At 69.4% G+C, this 20401-nt stretch carries 19 protein-coding genes and 1 rRNA gene; 1 reads left to right on the forward strand and 19 read right to left on the reverse strand.

From position 1 onward, the window contains the following. Positions 1-16: 16 nt before the first annotated feature. The 8 genes from ACM6LU_RS35460 to ACM6LU_RS35495 form a co-directional block, all read right to left on the reverse strand. Entirely contained in the window at positions 17-769 is a 753-nt protein-coding gene (locus tag ACM6LU_RS35460) for a pseudouridine synthase (RefSeq protein ID WP_414942222.1), read from the reverse strand. After that, positions 759-1535 (reverse strand): SMC-Scp complex subunit ScpB, encoded by a 777-nt coding sequence (scpB, locus tag ACM6LU_RS35465; protein ID WP_414942223.1) that lies wholly within the window; start codon positions 1533-1535, stop codon positions 759-761. The genes ACM6LU_RS35460 and scpB overlap by 11 nt, the downstream gene beginning before the upstream one ends. After that, positions 1532-2467, reverse strand: a complete 936-nt coding sequence (locus ACM6LU_RS35470; RefSeq protein ID WP_414942224.1) for a segregation and condensation protein A — start codon at positions 2465-2467, stop codon at positions 1532-1534. Before ACM6LU_RS35470 ends, scpB begins: the two co-directional genes overlap by 4 nt. Continuing rightward, on the reverse strand, positions 2467-2892 hold the full coding sequence (locus ACM6LU_RS35475; RefSeq protein ID WP_414942225.1) for a cobyrinic acid a,c-diamide synthase: 426 nt from the start codon (positions 2890-2892) through the stop codon (positions 2467-2469). Before ACM6LU_RS35475 ends, ACM6LU_RS35470 begins: the two co-directional genes overlap by 1 nt. Then, a complete protein-coding gene (locus ACM6LU_RS35480; RefSeq protein WP_414942226.1) occupies positions 2889-3905 on the reverse strand; it encodes a ParA family protein in 1017 nt (338 codons plus the stop codon). Before ACM6LU_RS35480 ends, ACM6LU_RS35475 begins: the two co-directional genes overlap by 4 nt. A 91-nt stretch (positions 3906-3996) precedes the next feature. After that, on the reverse strand, positions 3997-4899 hold the full coding sequence (gene xerD, locus ACM6LU_RS35485; RefSeq protein WP_414942245.1) for a site-specific tyrosine recombinase XerD: 903 nt from the start codon (positions 4897-4899) through the stop codon (positions 3997-3999). Between the two features lie 361 nt (positions 4900-5260). Next, positions 5261-5887, reverse strand: coding sequence for an NUDIX domain-containing protein (locus ACM6LU_RS35490; RefSeq protein WP_414942227.1), 627 nt, complete (start codon positions 5885-5887; stop codon positions 5261-5263). Continuing rightward, positions 5884-7584 (reverse strand): CTP synthase, encoded by a 1701-nt coding sequence (locus ACM6LU_RS35495; RefSeq protein ID WP_414942228.1) that lies wholly within the window; start codon positions 7582-7584, stop codon positions 5884-5886. Before ACM6LU_RS35495 ends, ACM6LU_RS35490 begins: the two co-directional genes overlap by 4 nt. Before the next feature lie 88 nt (positions 7585-7672). Between ACM6LU_RS35495 and aroA the strand changes: the two genes are divergently transcribed. Then, positions 7673-8959: a 3-phosphoshikimate 1-carboxyvinyltransferase gene (aroA, locus tag ACM6LU_RS35500; protein ID WP_414942229.1), complete on the forward strand. Its 1287-nt coding sequence runs from the start codon at positions 7673-7675 to the stop codon at positions 8957-8959. Here the strand turns inward: aroA and ACM6LU_RS35505 are convergent. The 11 genes from ACM6LU_RS35505 to rrf form a co-directional block, all read right to left on the reverse strand. Then, positions 8956-9882: an aminoglycoside phosphotransferase family protein gene (locus ACM6LU_RS35505; RefSeq protein ID WP_414942230.1), complete on the reverse strand. Its 927-nt coding sequence runs from the start codon at positions 9880-9882 to the stop codon at positions 8956-8958. The genes aroA and ACM6LU_RS35505 overlap by 4 nt on opposite strands. A 23-nt stretch (positions 9883-9905) precedes the next feature. Next, on the reverse strand, positions 9906-10583 hold the full coding sequence (locus ACM6LU_RS35510) for a GntR family transcriptional regulator (RefSeq protein WP_414942231.1): 678 nt from the start codon (positions 10581-10583) through the stop codon (positions 9906-9908). A gap of 272 nt (positions 10584-10855) precedes the next feature. Then, the gene (locus tag ACM6LU_RS35515) at positions 10856-11803 is read right to left on the reverse strand and encodes a copper transporter (RefSeq protein WP_414942232.1); all 948 of its coding nucleotides are present in this window, start codon (positions 11801-11803) and stop codon (positions 10856-10858) included. Then, positions 11800-12984: a putative cytokinetic ring protein SteA gene (steA, locus tag ACM6LU_RS35520; RefSeq protein WP_414942233.1), complete on the reverse strand. Its 1185-nt coding sequence runs from the start codon at positions 12982-12984 to the stop codon at positions 11800-11802. The genes ACM6LU_RS35515 and steA overlap by 4 nt, the downstream gene beginning before the upstream one ends. A 298-nt stretch (positions 12985-13282) precedes the next feature. Then, complete coding sequence (gene recN / locus ACM6LU_RS35525; protein WP_414942246.1) at positions 13283-15079, reverse strand: DNA repair protein RecN; 1797 nt, start codon at positions 15077-15079, stop codon at positions 13283-13285. 104 nt (positions 15080-15183) lie between these two features. After that, a complete protein-coding gene (locus ACM6LU_RS35530; RefSeq protein ID WP_414942234.1) occupies positions 15184-16095 on the reverse strand; it encodes an NAD kinase in 912 nt (303 codons plus the stop codon). Then, positions 16092-16907, reverse strand: a complete 816-nt coding sequence (locus ACM6LU_RS35535; protein ID WP_414942235.1) for a TlyA family RNA methyltransferase — start codon at positions 16905-16907, stop codon at positions 16092-16094. Before ACM6LU_RS35535 ends, ACM6LU_RS35530 begins: the two co-directional genes overlap by 4 nt. Positions 16908-16911: 4 nt before the next feature. Then, positions 16912-17136, reverse strand: a complete 225-nt coding sequence (locus ACM6LU_RS35540) for a hypothetical protein (RefSeq protein ID WP_414942236.1) — start codon at positions 17134-17136, stop codon at positions 16912-16914. Positions 17137-17158: 22 nt separating this feature from the next. Beyond that, positions 17159-18148 (reverse strand): HAD-IIA family hydrolase, encoded by a 990-nt coding sequence (locus ACM6LU_RS35545; RefSeq protein ID WP_414942237.1) that lies wholly within the window; start codon positions 18146-18148, stop codon positions 17159-17161. Further along, entirely contained in the window at positions 18141-20111 is a 1971-nt protein-coding gene (locus ACM6LU_RS35550) for a hypothetical protein (protein ID WP_414942238.1), read from the reverse strand. Before ACM6LU_RS35550 ends, ACM6LU_RS35545 begins: the two co-directional genes overlap by 8 nt. Before the next feature lie 164 nt (positions 20112-20275). Continuing rightward, a 5S ribosomal RNA gene (gene rrf, locus ACM6LU_RS35555) occupies positions 20276-20392 on the reverse strand. Between the last annotated feature and the right edge of the window lie 9 nt (positions 20393-20401).

Genomic DNA, 20401 nt, shown 5'->3' on the forward strand with positions numbered 1-20401 from the left:
GGGGCGGGGTCCGGGCTTACAGATCGACGGCGCGGTAGAGCGAACCGACCTCGCCGCGGTTGAGCCGCCGGACCGAACCCGACCGCTGAGCACCGAGCTGGACGTCGCCGAGCGCGGTCCGGACCAGTTTGCGCACCGGGTGCCCGGTGGCCGCCATCAGCCGCCGCACGATGTGCTTGCGACCCTCGTGAATGACCAGTTCGATCTGGGTCCGCCCGGCCAGCATGTCCTTGACCCGGAACTGGTCGACCTTGACGATGCCGTCCGGCAGCTCGAAGCCCGCCCGCAGTTCCTTGCCGAGCCCACGCGGGACGATGCCCTCGACCTCGGCGAAGTAGGTCTTCAGCACCTGGAACGACGGGTGCATCAGCCGGTGGCCGAGGTCGCCGTCGTTGGTCATCAGCAGGAGGCCTTCGGTGTTCTCGTCGAGCCTGCCGACGTGCACGATGCCGGGTGTCTCCTCGAACCGGCCGCGCAGGTAGTCGCCGACGCACGGGCGGCCGCGGTCGTCGCTCATCGTGCTGTGCACGCCCTTGGGCTTGTTCAGTACGAGATAGACGAGATCATCACGGACCTGGACGCGGGTGCCGTCGACGTGGATCACGGAGTTGTCCGGATCGACCCGGCGGCCGAGTTCGGTGACCACCTTGCCGTCCACGCTCACGCGACCGCGCACGATCAGGTCCTCGGCCGCGCGCCGCGAGGCGACGCCTGCCTGCGAAAGGACCTTCTGCAGCCGAATGCCGTCGGGATGCGGGTCAGATGTCATCGATGGTGTCCACTTCGGGTAGCAAAGGAGCGATCGGGGGAAGGTCGGCCAGGGACGACAGCCCCAGTCGCTCCAGGAACAGCTCGGTCGTCACGTACAGCGTGCCAGTGGTTTCGGGGTCGGTCCCCATCTCCTCGATCAGGCCGCGTGCCAGCAGCGTCCTGATCACCCCGTCCACGTTCACACCTCGGACGGCGGCGACCCTGGCCCTGGTCACCGGCTGCCGGTAGGCGATCACGGCGAGGCTCTCCAGTGCGGCTCGCGTCAGCTTGGAACGCTGGCCGTCGAGCAGAAGCTTCTCCACGAACGGGGCATAGACGTCCCTAGTGTAGAACCGCCACCCTTCACCCACTCGGCGCAGGTCGATTCCGCTGGCCCGGTCGGTGAACTTCTGCGCCATCGTGCGCAGCGCGACGGTCACCCGTGACTCGGGCTGCCCGACGGTGTCGGCAAGCGATTCCTCGTTGATCGGCGAGTCCACGACCAGCAGCAGCGCCTCGAGCGAGGCTTCGAGCGCTTCGTCGGAGGTGACGTCGGGGTAGTCCCCGTCGCCTGCCGCGACGAGCCGTTCGTCGGCGGGCGGCTCCGGCGTGGCCCCGGTCTCCGCCTCAAGCTCCGGGGAGCTGAAGGGGACTTTCCCCTCATCAGATGCGACGAAAGCGTCCTTCACCTCATCAGACTCGGCGATGGGAGCCTTCGGCCCGTCACTGGTCTCGGCCGGGGTCTCTTCGGTCTTCTCGGTCTCTTCGGTGTTCTCCGGGCTCACCCGTACTCCTCGTCCTCGACGACGGCCAGATCCTGTTCGGCCGCCACCGACGCCTCCGCCACGGACCCGCCGGTCCAGCGCACGTGCAGTTCTGCGAGCGCCTCCAGCTGCTCGAACTGGACCGTCGCTTCGCGGTACAGCTCCAGCAGCGCGAGGAACCGCGCCACGATCTCGACGGTGTGCTCGCAATCCTCGATGAGCTCGCTGAAGGTCGCTTCGCCCCGTTCCGCGAGTTTGAGCCGCAGCAGCGCGGCGTGTTCGCGCACCGAAACCCGGCCCATGTGGATGTGCGCGATCGACACCGTCGGCGGCGGCTTCGGTTTGAAGACCGCGACCGCGATCTCGGCGAACTTCGCCGGGTCGACGCCGAGCATCACCTCGGGCAGCAGACCCATGAACCGGTCTTCGAGCGCGACCGACCGCGGGTACCGGCGCAGCGCGCCGGCCTCCAGCTCGCCGAACAGTGCCGCGACCTGCTTGTACGCCCGGTACTGCAGCACGCGCGCGAACAGCAGGTCCCGTGCTTCGAGCAGGGCGAGGTCGTCTTCGCTCTCCACCTCGGCGGCGGGCAGCAGTCGCGCGGCCTTGAGGTCGAGCAGGGTGGCCGCGATGACCAGGAACTCGGTCGTCTCGTCGAGGTTCCATTCCGTGCCGAGCGCGCGGGTGTAGGCGATGAAATCGTCCGTGACCCGGTGCAGCGCGACTTCGGTGACGTCGAGCTGGTGCTGCGAGATCAGCTGGAGCAGCAGATCGAAGGGGCCCTGGAAGTTCGCCAGGTTCACCTTGAACCTGGACGTGCTCAGCTCTTCATTGGCCAGTCCTTCGGGGACCATCCCGCCGTGCACGGTTTCGTGCACGGCGGGGGTCTCGTCTGCCTCTGTCCGCTCGACCGGCTCTGGGCCGCTTGGAGCAGCCTCGGCCGGGTCGTCCATCAGTTCTCGGTCTCTTTCCCGTCCTCGGTGCCCGCCCGCAATCGCTGGACGAGTACCGACTCTTCACCGCCCGCGTCGAAATCGGCCAGCAGGACGGCCACCGCCTCGCGGACCAGCCTGCCGCGGTCGAGCACGAGCCCGTGCTTCGCCCGGAGGTTCAGCCTGGCCTGCTCCATCGCCAGCAGTTCGTCGCCGGAGACGTAGACGGTGATCTTCGCGTCGTGTTTGGTCCGCCCGGAACCACTGCGCGCGGCACGGGTCAGCTGTTCCTTGTGCCCCTGTCCCGCCTCGTTCTCCGTGTCGTGCCCGTTGCCGTTCCCCGTCGAGGGGGCGGGCTGCTCGGGCGCGGGCGGGAGATCGAGGGCCGGGCTGGAGGTGATCCTGAACAGCTCGGACGCTCCGGGCAGGGAAGCTCGCCTGCTCACCGGGCTATCACCTCACGGGCCAGCGCGCGGTAGGCCGCCGCGCCGGCTGATTTGGGGGCCCAGGTCGTGATCGGCTCGCCCGCGACAGTCGTCTCGGGGAACCGCACGGTGCGGTTGATCACCGTGTCGAACACGATGTCGCCGAATGCCTCCACCACTCTCGCCATGACCTCCTTCGAGTGCAGGGTTCTCGGGTCGTACATGGTGGCGAGAATCCCGGTGATGTCCAGTTTGGGGTTGAGGCGTTCCTGCACCTTCTCGATGGTGTCGATCAGGAGCGCTACGCCTCGCAGACTGAAGAACTCGCACTCCAGCGGGATGATCACACCGTCCGCGGCGGTCAGTGCGTTCACCGTAAGCAGGCCTAGCGAGGGCTGGCAGTCGACAAGAACATAGTCGTAGTCGTTCATGACCGGACGAAGGACCCGTAACAAAGTGTGTTCGCGCCCTACCTCTGCGACCAACTGGACCTCGGCCGCGGACAGGTCGATGTTGCTCGGCAGCAGGTCGACGCCGTCCACCCGGGTCTTCCGGATGACGTCGGTGATGCTGACCGAGCGCTCCATGATGACGTTGTAGACCGTCTGGTCCAGCTCGTGCGGCTGGATGCCGAGGCCTACCGAAAGCGCGCCCTGTGGATCGAAGTCGACCAGCAGCACGCGGCGGCCGCATTCGGCGAGCGCCGCACCGAGGTTGATGGTCGAGGTGGTCTTGCCGACGCCGCCCTTCTGGTTGCACATGGCCATCACCAGTGCCGGGCCGTGCCGTTCCAGCGGCGGCGGTTCGGGGATCTCGCGGTACGGACGGCCGGTCGGGCCGATGCCGTCCTTCTCGCGTTCTTGCTGTTTGGTTTCTTTGGCGCGCTTGGCCTTGCGGCCGCGGGAAGAGATCGTGTCCTCCGACGGTTCGTCGCCGTCGTGTTCGGCGGGGGTTGCGATGGTCACCTGGCTGAGGCTCGCCGCGGCCGAACCGGCGGACGCGGACGGCTTCGCCGGCTCGTTCGGTGTCGACATAACGCGAAAGCTCCTCTTCGGCAGGATCCTCGGCAGCCTATGCGCGATTCGCGAATCGAGCCAAAGAGGCTCGCCGTGCCGACAGGGTCGATTAGCCGAGCGCGCGGGGGTGTGCTGTCGCGTAGACCTCGCGGAGCGTGTTGACCGTGACCAGGGTGTACACCTGGGTGGTGGTCACCGAAGCGTGGCCGAGCAGTTCCTGCACGACGCGGACGTCGGCGCCGCCTTCGAGCAGATGCGTGGCGAAGGAATGGCGCAGCGTGTGCGGGGAGACGCCCGCCTTGATGCCCGCGGATTCCGCCGTGTCCTTGAGAACCTGCCACGCGCTCTGCCGGGAAAGCCTGGAGCCGCGGGCGTTCAGGAACATCGCCGGTGTCCCCCTGCCGTGTGTGGCGAGCGCCGGCCGCGCGCGGACGAGGTAACCGTGCACCGCTTCGAGTGCGGGACGGCCGATCGGAACGATCCGCTGTTTGCCGCCCTTCCCGTCGAGCAGCACGGTCCGTTCGGTGTCGTCGATGTCGTCGACATCGAGCCCGACGGCTTCGGAAATCCGCGCGCCGGTGGAGTACAGCAGTTCCAGCAGCGCCCGGTCCCGCAGCGGCCGTTCCCCTTCCGGTGGCGGGGTTTCCAGGAGTCTCAGCACATCGTGCACCGGCAACGCCTTGGGCAGCCGCTTCGCCGCGGCGGGCGGCCGAACCTCGCGGGCCGGGTTGTTTTCGGTGATGCCGTCGGCGTGCGCGAACTTGTGCAGCCCCCGCACCGCGACAAGCGCACGAGCCGCCGAGGACGCGGCCAGTGGCCGATGCTCTTCGTCGCCTTCGCGCAGCGCCGCGCCGAACGAGGTCACGTGCGCGGGGGTGACGTCGGCGAATCGCTCGACCTCGGCGCCGCCGAGGTACGCGGTGTACCGGCGCAGATCTCGGGAGTAGCTGTCGAGGGTGTTCCTCGCGGTTCCGCGCTCGACCACCAGATGGTCGAGGTAAGCGGCGACCACCTGGGCGACTCCGGCGGCCCGTGACACACGGACACTCTAGGACGACCGCGGCCCGTTCGGGGGTTCGCCGCGCGTACCGCGTCGCAGGTGTGAAACGGGATACGTTGTGGGCAGGTCTTCGGAGGACCTCCGCTCTTCCGGGGCCTGCCCGCGCGCAGCCGAGATACCCAGCTGTTGGTCGACAGGACTACTGCCTCGTGAGTGGTAAGGACGGATAGAGCCAAGGGTGTCTTGGATACCTACTGTCGGCCGTCTCCGGTGTCGCGAAAGTGGCTTTCGCGACACCGGAGACGGCCGCGCTTCGGTCGGGGTGATCGTGAGTGGTAGGGACGGTTACAACCGTCCCTACCACTCACGAGTTTCAGAGACCGCGCGAAGCGAACTTCGTCGGCCGATCCTCCCAAGGCGCGTCCGACGGCCGCGTCGCGGCAGCGCCCGTGAGCACCGCGTGCGCGGCCAGCACGCCGCCGACGGTCGCCCCGTTCACCAGCTCTCCGGCCAGCGCCATCCGGACCGCCTCGGCGAGCGGGAACTTCGCCGTGACGAGGTCGGCCTCCTCCTCGCCGAGGATCTCCCTGTCCACTTCGGACAGTTCCCTGGCGAGGTAGACGCGCACGACCTCGTCGGTGAACCCTGGCGACGCCGCGACGTCGACGAGGGTCTCCCAGCGCTCGGCGCTGAGCCCGACCTCCTCGACCAGCTCGCGTTTCGCCGCGCCGACGGGGTCCTCCCCCGCCTTGTCGATCAGGCCGGCGGGCAGTTCCCACAGCCGCCGCCCGACCGGGTGGCGGTACTGGTGGATGAGCGTGACCGCCCCGTCGGCGTCCAGTGCGACGACGGCGACCGCGCCGAGGTGCTCCACGACCTCGCGGCGCGCGGTGCCACCGCCGGGCATCACGACCTCGTCGACCCGCAGACCGACGACCCGTCCGATGTGGACGTCCCTTGTGGACGCCACGGTGAACTCGTGCTTGCCTGGCTCGGTCACCGGGTGGCCGCGGGGGTCTCGGCCAGCTCGACCGGGAGCCGCTCGGCGACCTTGCGGTCCACGACGGCCTTCACGAACGCGCTGAACAGCGGATGCGGGCGGGTCGGGCGGCTCTTGAGCTCCGGGTGCGCCTGGGTGCCGACGAAGAACGGGTGCTTGTCGGCCGGCAGCTCCACGAACTCGACGAGGTGGTCGTCGGGCGACGTGCCCGAGAACACCAGACCGGCTTCGGAAAGGCGCTTGCGGTAGGCGTTGTTGACCTCGTAGCGGTGACGATGCCGCTCGGAGACCTCGGTGCTGCCGTACGCCTTCGCGACCTGCGAGCCCGGCTTGAGCTTGGCGATGTAGGCGCCGAGCCGCATCGTGCCGCCCATGTCGCGCTCGCCCGCGACGACGTCGCGCTGGTCGGCCATCGTCGAGATGACCGGGTTCGCGCTCGCGTCGTCGAACTCGGCCGAGTTCGCGTCCTCGATCCCGGCCAGGTTCCTCGCCGCGTCGATCACCATGCACTGCAGGCCGAGGCACAGGCCCAGCAGCGGCAGCCCGTGGGTGCGGGCGTAGGCGATCGCGCCGACCTTGCCCTCGATCCCGCGCACGCCGAACCCGCCCGGCACCAGCACACCGTCCACATCGGACAGCGCGGCCGCGGCACCGGCCGGGGTCTCGCAGGAGTCCGAGGGGACCCACGAGATCTGGACCTTGGCGCGATGAGCGAACCCGCCCGCGCGCAGCGCCTCGGTCACCGACAGATAGGCGTCCGGCAGGTCGATGTACTTGCCGACGAGCGCGACCCGCACCGTCTCCGACGGGTTGTGGACGCGGTCGAGCAGGTCGCCCCACACCGTCCAGTCGACGTCGCGGAACGGCAGCCCGAGACGACGCACCACGTAGGCGTCGAGCGCCTCACGGTGCAGCACCTTCGGGATGTCGTAGATCGACGGGGCGTCGGGGCAGGCGATGACGGCCTCGGTGTCGACGTCGCACATCAAGCCGATCTTGCGCTTGAGGTCCTCCGGCAGCTCCCGGTCGGCGCGGCAGACGAGCGCGTCGGGCTGGATGCCGATGTTGCGCAGCGCGGCGACCGAGTGCTGGGTCGGCTTGGTCTTCAACTCGCCCGACGGCGCGAGGTAAGGCACCAGCGAGACGTGGAGGAAGAAGCACTGATCACGGCCGACGTCGTGGCGGACCTGACGGCAGGCCTCCAGGAACGGCAGCGACTCGATGTCGCCGACGGTGCCCCCGACCTCGGTGATCACGACGTCCGGGCTGTTCCCGTCCTCGTCCGCGGCCGCCGCGGCGGTGATCCTGGACTTGATCTCGTCGGTGATGTGCGGGATGACCTGCACGGTGTCGCCGAGGTACTCACCACGGCGCTCCTTGGCGATGACCTCGGAGTAGACCTGCCCGGTGGTGACGTTGGCCTTGCCGTCGAGAGCCCGGTCGAGAAAACGCTCGTAGTGCCCGATGTCCAGATCGGTTTCGGCGCCGTCGTCGGTGACGAACACCTCACCGTGCTGGAACGGGTTCATCGTGCCTGGATCGACGTTGAGGTACGGATCCAGCTTCTGCATCGTGACCCGGAGCCCACGTGCGGTAAGGAGCTGACCCAGGCTGGAAGCCGTGAGTCCCTTACCCAGAGAGGAGGCAACGCCTCCGGTGACAAAGACATACTTGGTAGCCCGCGACTGAAGTCCCACGGGCTTCCACCTTATCCCACGCCCGCCGGAGCGCTCACCGGCCACGCCGCAAGCGTCCGATGGAGTGGAAAACCGCTACCCTCGCGACGTGACAGACGCGCACGACACCTGGACCGCACCGGTCGCGGAAGGCCCGCTCGACGCGGACATCCGCGTTCCCGGCTCGAAGTCGATCACCAACCGGGCCTATGTCCTCGCCGCGCTCGCCAGCGCGCCGACGCGGGTGCGGGCCCCGCTCGACTCGCGGGACGCGCGGCTGATGCTCGGCGCGATCTACGCACTGGGCGCCCACTCGCAGGGCAGCATCGGCGGCTATCTCGTGCATCCGCTCGGCCCCGGCCGCGTCCATCCCGACGAGACCGTCCGGGTGGAACTCGGCAACGCGGGAACGGTCGCCCGGTTCACCCCCGCGCTCGCCGCGCTGGGCACCGGCCCGGCGCTGTTCGACGGGGACGAGGCTCTCCGGCGCCGTCCCATCGGGCCGCTGTTGAAGGCGTTGCGTGGCCTCGGCGCCCGCATCGACGACGACCGTCGTGACGCGCCGCCGTTCACCGTCCACGGCGAAGGTGGCTTGCGGGGCGGCAAGGTCGATCTGGACGCCTCGGCGTCGAGCCAGTTCCTGTCCGCGCTGCTGCTCGCGGGACCGTCGTTCCAGCAGGGCGTCACCGTGCGCCTGGTCGGCGGCGCGGTGCCCAGCGAACCGCATATCGCGATGACCGTGGAGATGCTGCGCCGCTTCGGCGCCACTGTGGACCGTGAGGGAGCCGAATTCCACGTCGCCCCGACACGGCTTTCCTGCCCCGAGTACATCGTCGAGCCGGATCTCTCGACGGCCGCCCCGTTCGTCGCCGCGGCGCTCGCGACCGGCGGCACGGCGCGGATCGCGGGCTGGCCGCGGCAGACGACCCAGCCCGGCGACTGGCTTCGCAGCCTGGTGCCCGTCCTCGGCGGGACCGCCGAACTCGACACGGGCGGCCTGACGGTCACCGGCGACGGCACGATCCCCGGCGTCGAACTGGACCTGCACGAGGTCGGCGAACTCACGCCGGTGATCGCCGCGCTGCTGTGCTTCGCCGAAGGCCCGTCGGTCATCTCCGGGGTGGCGCATCTGCGCGGCCACGAGACCGACCGGCTGACCGCGCTCGCCACCGAACTGTCGTCGCTCGGCGCCGACGTCCGCGAGACCGAAGACGGGCTGCGGATCACGCCGGCGCCGCTGCACGGCGGGAAGTTCCACACCTACGACGACCACCGGCTCGTGATGGCGGCCGCGGTGCTGGGGCTGAAGGTCGAAGGCGTCGAGGTGGAGAACCCGGGGACGGTCGGGAAGACCTACCCCGGATTCGCCGAAGCCTGGACCGCAATGCTCGGCTAACCGGGGAACGGCGTCTCGCGCCACTGGTCGATCATCGGCTTGAGGCCGTCGACGAGCATCGGCAGCTCCGGTGCCATCGCCAGGCAGGCGACCACCTGCAGCAGGCCCACGGCCTCCAGCGTCCGCAATACGCCTTCGTCGACCTTGCGCAGCCCTGCTTCTTCGGCGGCGGCGTTGTACGCCTCGATGCCCTCGGGGCCGTTGAAGGTGAGGTCGCGCTCGATCGGGCCGCGGTTGACGAGTTCGAAGTCGGCGTAAAGGTCGCCTTCGGTGGTGACGATCAGGTTGTAGCCCGGCGAGTCGCCGTGGATCGGCTGGACGGTGACACCGGGGAAAGCCTCGGCGAACGCCTCCTCCGATTCGAGCATCGGCCGGAACACGTCCCATTCGCGACGGGCGCGGTCGAGGTCGGCGGGGGCGAGCAGATCCGGCCGGTCTTCGAGCTGGGCGAGAGCGTCGGGGACGAACGGATCGAGTCCGTTCAGGAACTCCAGCTCACCCGGGTATTCACGGAGCGCCGCGTGCAGCTTCGCCACGAGCTTGGCCGAGTGCTCCACACTGAGGTTCGCGTCCTCGACGAACTCGATGTACTCCCAGAACGTCATCGAGAAACCGTCGTGCTGCACGGGTTCCGCCGGCACGAGCGGACTTGGCGCGACGACCGGGAGCCCCTGCCCGGCGAGCCAGCTCGCGACGGCGAGTTCGCGCCGCTGGTCAGCTTGTTGTGTCTCCAGGGTGGTCGTGCGCGGCAGCACGGTCGGCACGCGCACGACCACGGGCGAAGGCGCCAGCCGCACGATGACGGAGAAAACGTCGTAGAGGACCTCGGGTTCGGTGACGGTGATGCCGAGGTCTCGTCCCGCGGCGACCGCGGCGGCCACCGCCCGCGCGGTGCGGGCGGCCCGTTGTTCGTCGGTGATCATGTCGCGAGTCTGACATGTCCGGTTCACCCGGCGGAGCGTTCTCCGTCATCTTCGGGGAACAGCGCCTTCAGCGTGACCTCCCGGTTCACCTGCACATGCTCGACGGCGTGGGTCCGCGCTTGGTCCGCGTCGCCCGAAGCGATCGCGTCGTAGAGGCGACGGTGCTCGTCGAGCAGCTCGCCCCAGTGCTCGTTCTGGCTGGTGAGCCAGCGCAGCCTGCCCTCGAGCGGGCGGAGGATCTCGTGCAGGAGCCCGTTGCCCGCCAGCGCGACGATCTCGTCGTGGAAGCGGGTGTTGAGCAGGGTGATCCGGGCCGGATCACCGCTTTCGGTGGCACGCGCGGCTTCCGCGAGCAGGCGTTCGAGCGCACGGAGTCCCGGTTTGTCCGCCCTCTCGGCGGCCAGCCCCGCGGCGAGGCCTTCCAGGGCTTCCCGGACGTCGAACAGCTCCTCGACGTCGGCCCTGGCCAGCTGCCGCACGACGATGCGCCGAGGCGACTGGACGGTGAGGAAACCTTCGGCCTCCAGGCTGCGGATGGCCTCGCGCACCGGGACCCGTGAGACACCGAGGTCCTCGGCGAGTTCGCGTTCGACGAGCCGGTCTCCCGGCTTCAACCGCCCGGTGAGGATCCGTTCACGCAGCTCGTCCCGGACCCGTTGCCGGGTCGCGGCCAGCGGCTGGCGCGGTCCGTCCTCGGCCACCCGACCTCCTTCTCGACACAGCCGTAACAGCTCGTAACCGAGTCTATCGGCAGAACCTTGACGACGGGTCACCTCGTGATGATATTTGGGATACCAAATCGCCCATCGCTTGTCAGCGGTCGGTTTCCTGGGCCTGCACGCACTCGGCTCTATCTGTTTCATCGCGCTGTGGCTCGCGCAGGCACCGGTGCTCGCGGCCCCGCAATTAGTCCTCTGGTTGCGGTAGATGCGCGTGCAAGTACCGCAACTAGAGGACTAATCGCGAGGGGGGGTCAGTTGCCCGCGGCGGCGATACCGGGGGCGGGAGCCTGGGCGTTGCCCGCGATGCCGTAGCGTCCGGCGCCGCCTTCGAGCTGCTCGCGCAGCGCCATGATCGTGGTGACCCGGCCCGCCGAGGTCTCCGCGTTGTCCACAGTGGACAAGATCGAGGTCGCCGAGGTGTCGGCGCGGACGACGCCGATCGCGCCGGTGCCGTCGGCGGACCCCGCGTCGCCTGCCAGCACCGTACCCGCGCCGGAGCGGTCGAGCTGTGCGGCGAAACGCGCGACGGTCGAAGCACGGTCACCGGCGCCGTCGCCGGTGTACTTGGAGCCGGTGAGCACGATCGCGAGCTGTGCGGGCTTGACGTCCTGGCCCGCCTTGAGAAAACCGCCGTCGGTGAGCCCGCCGAGCGCGGCCGCCAGTTCCACCGGTGTGGACTGCGGCTGTGCGTTGTCCTTGTTCAGCAACGCCACGGAGCCGAGCAAAGCACCGGCGAGGGTGCCAGGGTCGCCCGCGGTCGGGAACTGGACACCGGCGGGCTGCAGGCGTGTCACGACGTCGCGCAGCTGATCGGACCGCATCGGGTCGGAGAACGCCTCGGTCAGCTGGATCTCACCGGTGACGGCGGCACCGGACTGCCCCACAAGCTGCTTGAGCGCGTCGCGGTCCGCGGGCTTCGCGTCCTCCGTGGTCACCAGCACCACCGAACGCTTGTCCAGCTGACCGGCGACGACTTTCGGTCCCATCGCCCCGGCGAACGAGTCCGCGTCACTGAGCCGGGCGTTCAGCGAATTGCGCTGTGCCTCGAGATCCGCGACCTGGGAGCCCAGGTCCTCCTTCTGCCCGGCGAGACCGGACAGCAGCGAACCGTTCAGCGCCGTGGACCCGAGCACCACCCCGATGGCGAGCGCCAGGAAGCAGGCGGCGATGGAAACGATGTGGTACCGCAGTGAAATCACGTGAAAAGTCCCTTGCCCCAGGCGATGAACGAGTTCCAGGTGTCGCGGATCCAGTCGAGATAGACCGAACCCACGTCGGAGACGAGCAGCGCGGCCGCGACGGCAACCAGAGTCGCCAGTACCAGCAGGACAATGGCGCCGATCGACACACGACTGCGGTGCAGGGTCGCGACCGCCTTGCCGTCGACCAGTTTCGTGCCGAGCTTGAGCCTGGTGAGGAATGTCGACGGGTTCGACCCGGACCGCCCGTGGTCGAGGAATTCCCGCAGCGTCGCCTGGAAACCGACGGTGACCACGAGGCTGGCCTCGTGCGCGTCCGCCAGCAGCAGCGCCAGATCCTCGGCGTTACCCGTGGCGGGGAAGGTCACCGCGCCGATCCCGAGGTCCTGGATCCGCTCGACGCCCGGCGCGTGCCCGTCCGGCTGCGCCGGGACCACGACCTCGCCGCCGCTGCGCAGCGTTTCCGCGCCGATCCCGTGCGGGTCGCCGACGATGACGTCCGGCTGGTACCCCTGCGCTCGCAGGGTGTCGGCCCCGGCGTCGACGCCGATCAGCACCGGACGGTGCTCGGAAATGTACTTCTTCAACTTCTTGAGGTCTTCGGCGTGCCCGTTGCCGCCCGCGACCACGAGGGCGTGCCGGTCCTTCAACGGAACCCGGATCTCCGGTACCCCGACGCCGTCGAGAATGAGACTGCGTTCCCGTCGGAGGAATTCGATCGTGTTCGCGGAGAACGCCTCCAGCTGGGTGGACATCCCGGCCTTGGCCTCGATCATCTGGTCCGCGACGCTTTCGCGCGTCTGCTGGATCCCCGATCCGAGCTGCCGCTCACCGATGTAGACGATGCCCTCGTGCAGGCGGAGTTTGGTGCCGTCCTTCACCTTGCGCAGCAGTTCGCCGCCGATCGAATCGACAAGGGGGATCCCGGCCTCGAGCAGGATCTCCGGGCCCAAGTTGGGGAACCGGCCGGAGATCGACGGCGAAGCGTTCACCACCGCCGCGACGTCGGCCTCCACCAAGGCATCGGCCGTCGACCGGTCGAGATCGAGCTGGTCGAGGACGACGATGTCGCCCGGGCTCAGCCGGCGAAGAAGTTCACGCGTACGCCTGTCGACCCTGGCGACGCCGGTGATCCCGGGGAGGGTTTCTTGGTTACGAGTGAGCAAGCCGGTGAGCTTCATGCGACCGATAGTGACAAATCCGCGCGGCCTTCTGCGTCCGCCACGCCGAAGAAAACACGCCGATTAACCCACACCCGGTCGCGCCACGTCGGCTGTCCCACGAAGGGGTTGACCTGGTTTCGGAACGTAATTCAGGCTGGCGGCAGGCCCGGTGGGCGGCCACTCCCTGTGACTACTCGGTCCGAGCGCTCCCCTGGTCCGGATGAGATGAACGGGACTTTCATCGCAAATTTTGCGATGAAAGTCCCGTTCATCTCACGCTGTCGGCGGCGACCTGACCGTGGCAGGAGCGGAGCCGTTACTTCGCCTTCTTGCGCTTTCCGCCGCGGCGGGCCTTGGGCTTGTCCGGCGCGCTCTTGTCGGCCTCGGCGACGGCGAGCAATTCCTCCGCGTGCGCCCGGCCGGTCTCGGTGCTCTCCATTCCGGCGAGCATCCGCGCGAGTTCGACGACGCGCTCGGATTGTTCGAGCACGCGTACGCCACTGCGGGTCACTCCGCCGCTGGTGCCCTTGTCCACCACCAGATGCTGATCGGCGAACGCGGCCACCTGCGGCAGGTGGGTGACCACCAGGACCTGGTGACTGCGCGCCAGCCGCGCGAGGCGCCTGCCGATCTCGACCGCCGCGCGGCCGCCGACCCCGGCGTCGACCTCGTCGAACACCAGCGTCTGCACGGTGTCGGCGTGCGCGAGAACGACCTCGATCGCCAGCATCACGCGGGAAAGCTCACCGCCGGAAGCGGCCTTGTGCACCGGGAGCGGCGGCGCGCCGTTGTGCGCGCGCAGCAGCAGTTCGACGTCGTCGACGCCGTCCGGCCCGGCGTGCACGAGCCTGCCTTCGACCTTCACCGCGTGGGTGTCGCTCTCGTCGACGGTGCGCCGCTCGACGGTGATCTCGATCTCCGCCTGTCCCATGGCGAGCCCGGACATCTCGGCGGTGATCGCCTCGGCCAGTTCGGCGGCGGCCTCGACCCGCGCCTCCGACAGGCGGAAAGCGTGTTCCGCGAGCGACACCGCGAGTGCGTCACGGCGGGTGGCCAGTTCGGACAGAGCCTCCTCGGAGGTGTCCATCGTGGACATCCGGCGACGGGCGTCGTCGGCCCAGGCGAGCACACCGTCCACATCGGCCGCGTACTTGCGGGTGAGCCGCTTCAAGTCGGACTGGCGCGCGAGGACCTTCTCCAGCAGCGCGGGGTCGGCGTCGAGCGTTTCGAGGTAGCTGCCCAGCTCGGTGCCTACTTCGGACAACAGCACCGAGGCTTCGTCCAGCCGTGGCCCGAGTTCACGCAGCACGGCGTCCTCGGACCCGGTCAGGTGGCGTGTCGCCTCCCCGATGAGCCCCAGCGCACCGGGAGCGTCCGGGTCACCGTCCGCCGAACCGGCGACGGCGGCATGCGCCGCACTCGACGCGGCACGCAGTTCGTCGACGGCGGCGAGCCGTTTGATCTGCTCGGTGAGCTCGGTGTCCTCGCCGGGTTCCGGAGCGATGGCGTCGATCTCGGCGAGACCGTGCCGCAACAGGTCGGCCTGCTGGGCCATCTCTCGGGAGCGCGTGGACCGTTCGGTCAGTTCGGCGACGACGGCGAGCCAATCGCCGCGGACCGCGCGGTACTGCTCCAGCGGTTCGGTGACGGCCTCGCCGGCGAACCGGTCGATCACCGCACGCTGCTCGGCGGGCCGCAGCAGGCGCAGCTGATCGTTCTGCCCGTGCACCGCGATCAGCTGCTCGGACAGGTCGGCCAGCACACCGACCGGCACCGAACGGCCACCGAGGTGGGCCCGTGACCGGCCGTCGACCGAGACCGCGCGCAGCGCGATGACGCTGCCGTCCTCGTCGACCTCCGCCCCGGCGTCGGTGACGATCCGGGTGGCGCCCTCGGCGCCGCCCAGCTCGAATCGGCCTTCCACGAAGGCCTTCAGCATTCCTGTTCGCACCTTGGACACTTCGGCTCGGCCGCCGGAGAGCAGGTGCAACCCGCTGACGACCATCGTCTTGCCCGCACCCGTCTCACCAGTGACCACGGTGAAGCCCGCGTGCAGTTCCAGCAGGGCGTCCTCGATGACTCCGAGGCCCTGGATGCGCATCTCGGCCAGCACGACGCCCACCGTAGCGGCCCACCCCGACGGTTCCCGCACCCGCCATGAGATGAACGGGACTTTCATGGCGAATTTTGAGATGAAAGCCCCGTTCATCTCATCCGTCAGCGGGCGTGTCGCTCCCGCCAGCCCTTGATCGGCAACGAGAACTTGTGCACCAGCCGGTCGGTGAACGGGCCTTCCCACAGCCGGATCAGGCGCACCGGCACCTTGCCGCAGGTGACCCGCACGGCCGCGCCGGCTGGAAGATCGAAGGTCCGCGATCCGTCGCAGGTCAGGACGGCAGGCGAGCCGTCCGGATCGATGACGACGGTGATCTCCGAGTCGCGGGAGACGACCAGCGGCCGGGAGAACATCGCGTGCGCGTTGCTCGGCACCACCAGCAGCGCCTGGACGTCCGGCCAGATGATCGGTCCGCCCGCGGAGAACGCGTAAGCCGTCGAGCCGGTCGGAGTGGCGCACAGGACACCGTCGCAGCCGAAGGACGACACGGGCCTGCCGTCGACCTCGATGAGCGCGTCCAGCACCCGCTCCCGCGAGCTCTTCTCGACACTCGCCTCGTTGAGCGCCCAGGTGTGGACGGTCTCCTCACCGTCGACGGTGACCGCCACGTCGACGGTCATCCGCTCTTCGACCTGGTAGTCGCCGTCGACGGCGCGCTGGACGGTGTCGGCCAGCTTGTCGGAATCGGCCTCGGCGAGGAACCCGACCCGGCCGAGGTTCACGCCGAGCACCGGGACACCGTTCGGCCTCGCCAGTTCGGTGGCCCGCAGCAGCGTGCCGTCGCCGCCGAGCACGAACACCAACTCGGTCCCGGCGGCCGGATCCTGCTCCGGTGCCATGACCGTGCAGGGCGCGCCGATCCCGCCGTCCGCCTCGAGCATCTCCCGGACGTCCTCGTCGAGTACCCGCAGCCGCACACCGGCCTTGGCGAAACGGGCCGAAACCTCGCGTGCCGCGTCCCGGGTCGCGTCCCGGTCCGGGTGCACGACGAGCAGCACCTCGCGATCGCTCATTGGGGTCCCTCCAGGACTGCGGTCCGGACGAGCCGTTCGGCGTCGGTGCCGACGGTCTCCCCCGCCCCGCGGGTAAGCCAGACGAAATATTCGACGTTCCCGGCAGGCCCGGGAAGCGGGCTCGCCACGACACCGCGCAGGCTCAGGTCCAGCTTCTCGGCCTCGGCGAGCACGCCCAGCACCGTTTCGACGCGCAGCTCCGGGTCACGGACGACGCCACCGCTGCCGAGCCGGTCCTTGCCGACCTCGAACTGGGGTTTCACCATCGGCACCAGGTCGGCGCCGTCCCGCACGCAGGTGGACAGCGCGGGCAGGACGAGTTTGAGCGAGATGAACGAGAGGTCCCCGACCACGAGATCGACCGGTCCGCCGAGGTCTTCCGGGGTCAGGTTTCGGACGTTCGTCTTGTCGAGGACGACCACGCGGTCGTCGGTGCGCAGGCGCCAGTCCAGCAGGCCACGGCCGACGTCGGCGGCGATCACCGTGGTGGCGCCGTTGCGCAGCAGGACGTCGGTGAAGCCACCGGTCGAGGCACCCGCGTCGAGGCAGCGCTTTCCTTCGGTGGAAAGACCTTGCGGGGTGAAGGCTTCGAGCGCGCCGAGCAATTTGTGCGCGCCGCGCGAGGCCCAGCCCGGATCGTCGCCGTCGCGCACCACGATCGGCGCACCGGACTCGACGCCGGTCGCGGGTTTGGTGGCCACCATGCCGCGCACGCTGACCTTGCCCTCGGCGATCAGCGCGGACGCCTGCTCGCGGGAGCGGGCCAGACCCCGCCGGACTAGCTCCGCGTCCAGGCGGGCGCGTTTGGGCACGCGGTCAGACCTTGTCGATGGTGGACAGTGCCACCGTCAGCTCGGTGTGCACGGCTTCGAAGCGTTCGACGTGCTCCGAGAGCGGAAGCGAAGCGAGGTCATCGAGACCGGCGACGGCCTCGTCGACCCCGGCACGGGGGTCCGTGTCCTGCTGGGCGAACTGGTCAGCCTGTACCGGCGGCGGGCCGGGCACCGGGGGCCGCGGAACGGGATGGAAGTGGTCTTGCACCCCACCAAGTTAGCAGCGCTGGTCAGGCGAGGCGCAGCTCGCCGAGCGCGGCGCGGGCGGTGTCGCCCACACCACGGACCTCGGTGATCCCCGACTCCCAGGCCACCGCGCACAACGCGCGCAACAGGTCCAACGAGTCACCTTCACCCTCGGCCTCGAGCACGTCACCCTGTGCGGTGACACGCCAGCCGTCCTTCGGGCCGACCTCGAGCAGATCCGCACGGTCACTCAGACCGGACAGGTCGTACGCGAGGTAGCGCGGACGCTCCTCCGGCCTCGCCTTGAGCAGGGAGGCCGCGTCGGCGACACCGGTCAGGACGCAGAGCGCGTCGATCCCGGCCGCGACCGCGCCTTCGATGTCGGTGTCCAGCCGGTCACCGACGACCAGGGCGCGTTCCGCGCCGGCGTCCTTCGCCGCCGTCGTGAACAGCAGCGGTGCCGGTTTGCCCGCCACCAGCGGTTCGGCGCCGGTCGCGTGGCGCAGGGCGGCGGCCATCGACCCGTTGCCCGGCAGCAGACCACGTTCGGTCGGCAGGGTCGCGTCGACGTTGGTCGCCACCCACAAGGCGCCCGCGCGGATGGCGAGACACGCCTCCGCGAGGGCGGCCCAAGTGTTCTCCGGAGAGTGACCCTGCACCACTGCCGCCACGTCCGGACCGGCTTCCCGGACCGTGCGCAGCCCCACCGATTCGATCTGGGCGGACAGGGACTCCGTGCCCACGACGAGCACGACGGCGCCCTGGGGCAGCCGCTCACCCAGCAGGGCGGCGGCGGCCTGAGAGCTCGTGTGAACCTCGTCCGGGGTGGCGGGGAGTCCGAGTGCCTCCAGATGCGCGCAGACCTCCGCGGGTGCCTTGGAGGCGTTGTTCGTGACCCACCGGACGGCGGTGCCGTGGTCCCGGAGCGCCCGGAGTGCTTCCGGAGCACCCGGGACCACTTTGCTGCCGTGATAGACCGTGCCGTCGAGGTCGAACAGGACCGCGTCGTACCCGGCCGACAGGGCGTCAGCCATTCGTGAGCTCCGCGGCGCGCTCGGCGGCGTCGGTCTCGTCCTCCTCGTCGGCCTCTGCCGCGTTCAGGAACCAGCGGATCGCTTCGTCCTTGCGGTCGGCGGCGGCGAGGTTGTCGGCGTAGGCGTAGAACAGCCGGGCGCTCCACGGGTCGCGCTTCTCCGCCTTGAGGTCGTCGCCCTGCAGGGAGACGACGGCCGCGTCCAGCTGACCGAGGTCACGGCGCGCGCCGGCGGCGACGATCGAGAGTTCGACCTGGGTCGCCTTGCCGAGACGCTCCTTGTCGACCTCCTTCGCGAGGTCGAGCGCCCGCTCCGGGCGGCCGATGGCGCGCTCGGCGTCCGCGATGATGGCGATGTGCTCGTCGGACCGGGTCATCCGGCGGACGGCCCGCAGCTCGGACAGGGCTTCCGACCAGTTGCCCGCGTGGTAGGCCACCAGGCCGAGCGCCTCACGGACGATCGGGACACGCGACGCCTTGGCCTTCGCGTACTTGGCGTGCTCCATCGCGGCTTCGGGGTCTTCGTCGATCAGACCGCCCGCAGCGACGAGGTGCTTGCCGACGGTTTCCGCGAGCGCCTTGGGCAGGGTGCGGAGTTCACGGCGGACCTCTTCGTCGAGTTCGGAGAACTCGATGCCCTCAGGCAGTTCCGGAGCCGACAGCAGCTCGCGCGCCATGGTCTCGTCGTCGACGGGCCTGTCGTCGGTGCGAGGCGTGGAGCGGAAGTCTTTGCGGCCCTCGGAACGGTCACGCTGGGGACGGTCGTCGCGCTTGCGCTCGAACCGGCCTTCGTCGCCACGGGAGTCGCCGCGCTTGTCGTCGTAGCGCTTCTCCGGGCGGTCGGAGGAAAGCCTGCGGTCGGGCCGGTCGCCGGAAGGACGGTAGCCGCCGCCGCGGTTGTCACGGTTGTCGCGGTCGCCGTAGGACTTGCGCTCGTAGCCACCGCCGCTGGGACGACGGTCCCCCGAGGAGGGGCGATTGTCGTCACGGCGGTCGCTGTTGTAGCCACCGGAACGTGAACCACCGCGGTCGTCACGGTCGCGGTAGGACGGACGACGGTCGTCGCTGCCACCCCGGTTGTCACGGTCGCCGTACGACTTGCCCTGGGGGCGCCCTTCGTAGCGGTTGCCGGACGGGCGGTCGTCGGAACGGCCGCGGTTGTCCGAGCCGTAGCCGGAACGGGCCGGGCGGCTGTCGGAGCGCTTCTCGTACCGGCCTTCGGAACGGTTGTCCGAACGGCTCTCCGAGCGATTGTCGGAACGGTTGTCGTAGCGACGCTCGGGACGGCTGTCGGAAGAGCGGTAACCGCCGCGGTCGCCACCCCGGCTCTCACTGCTGCGGTTGTCGGACCGAAAACCACCGCGGTCACTGCCACGATTGTCGCCGCGGTTGTCGCCGCCGCGGTAACCCCCACGGTCTCCGCCGCGGTTGTCCCTGCTGTCGCGATTGTCGCGATTGTCGGAACGGTACCCACCGCGGTCACTGCCCCGGTTGTCACCGCCACGGTTGTCCGACCGGTAACCACCGCGATCGCCGCCGCGGTTGTCACTGCGGTTGTCGCCGCCGCGGTAGCCGCCACGACGGTCGTTGTCGCGGCTACCGGACCGGTCGTCACGACGGTCGCCGGCACCAGGGCCGCGACGATCGTCGTTGTTGTAGCGCGGGCGGTTCTCGTCACGCCCCTGGCCCGCGAACCGACTGCCGCCGGAGCGCTGGTCACGGGGACCGTCTCCACTGCGCGCGGGCTTGCCGGGATAGCTGCTCGTACCGCGGGCACCGCGGTCGTCACGGCGCGGGCGGCCCTGGTAGCCGCCATCGCGACCGCCCCGGTCCTGGCTGCCGCCGGCGGAACCACGCCGGTCACCTCGCTGCGCGTCAGACCGGCCTCCGCGGGGACTCTCGTCCCGGCGGCCCGACCGGCCGGACGCGCCATCATCTGAGTCACGTCGACCGAACTCGGACACCTGGCCTCCTGCCACTATTGAAAAAGTTTCGATACCGGCGACACCCTCTGGGCGCGCCAACGGACCACTGTAGTCCGTCCTCGGACATGAAAAGAGACAGGGCCCTGACCGGGGAGAACCTGTCAGAGGTTCTCGACCCTGGTCAGGACCCTGTCCTGAAGTAAGTCCGGCGGTGTCCTACTCTCCCACAACCCTTCGGTTGCAGTACCATCGGCGCTGTCAGGCTTAGCTTCCGGGTTCGGAATGGGACCGGGCGTTTCCCTGACGCTATAACCACCGAAACACTGTGA

Origin of the sequence: Amycolatopsis sp. cmx-11-51, assembly GCF_047608665.1 — a bacterium.
Classification (GTDB): Bacteria; Actinomycetota; Actinomycetes; order Mycobacteriales; family Pseudonocardiaceae; genus Amycolatopsis.

Coding starts and splice junctions, on each gene's coding strand:
- ACM6LU_RS35505 (WP_414942230.1), bottom strand. CDS start 9,882: ATGATCACCGACGAACAACGGGCCGCCCGCACCGCGCGGGCGGTGGCC.
- ACM6LU_RS35480 (WP_414942226.1), bottom strand. CDS start 3,905: ATGTCGACACCGAACGAGCCGGCGAAGCCGTCCGCGTCCGCCGGTTCG.
- ACM6LU_RS35460 (WP_414942222.1), bottom strand. CDS start 769: ATGACATCTGACCCGCATCCCGACGGCATTCGGCTGCAGAAGGTCCTT.
- ACM6LU_RS35545 (WP_414942237.1), bottom strand. CDS start 18,148: ATGGCTGACGCCCTGTCGGCCGGGTACGACGCGGTCCTGTTCGACCTC.
- steA (WP_414942233.1), bottom strand. CDS start 12,984: ATGAAGCTCACCGGCTTGCTCACTCGTAACCAAGAAACCCTCCCCGGG.
- ACM6LU_RS35470 (WP_414942224.1), bottom strand. CDS start 2,467: ATGGACGACCCGGCCGAGGCTGCTCCAAGCGGCCCAGAGCCGGTCGAG.
- ACM6LU_RS35530 (WP_414942234.1), bottom strand. CDS start 16,095: ATGAGCGATCGCGAGGTGCTGCTCGTCGTGCACCCGGACCGGGACGCG.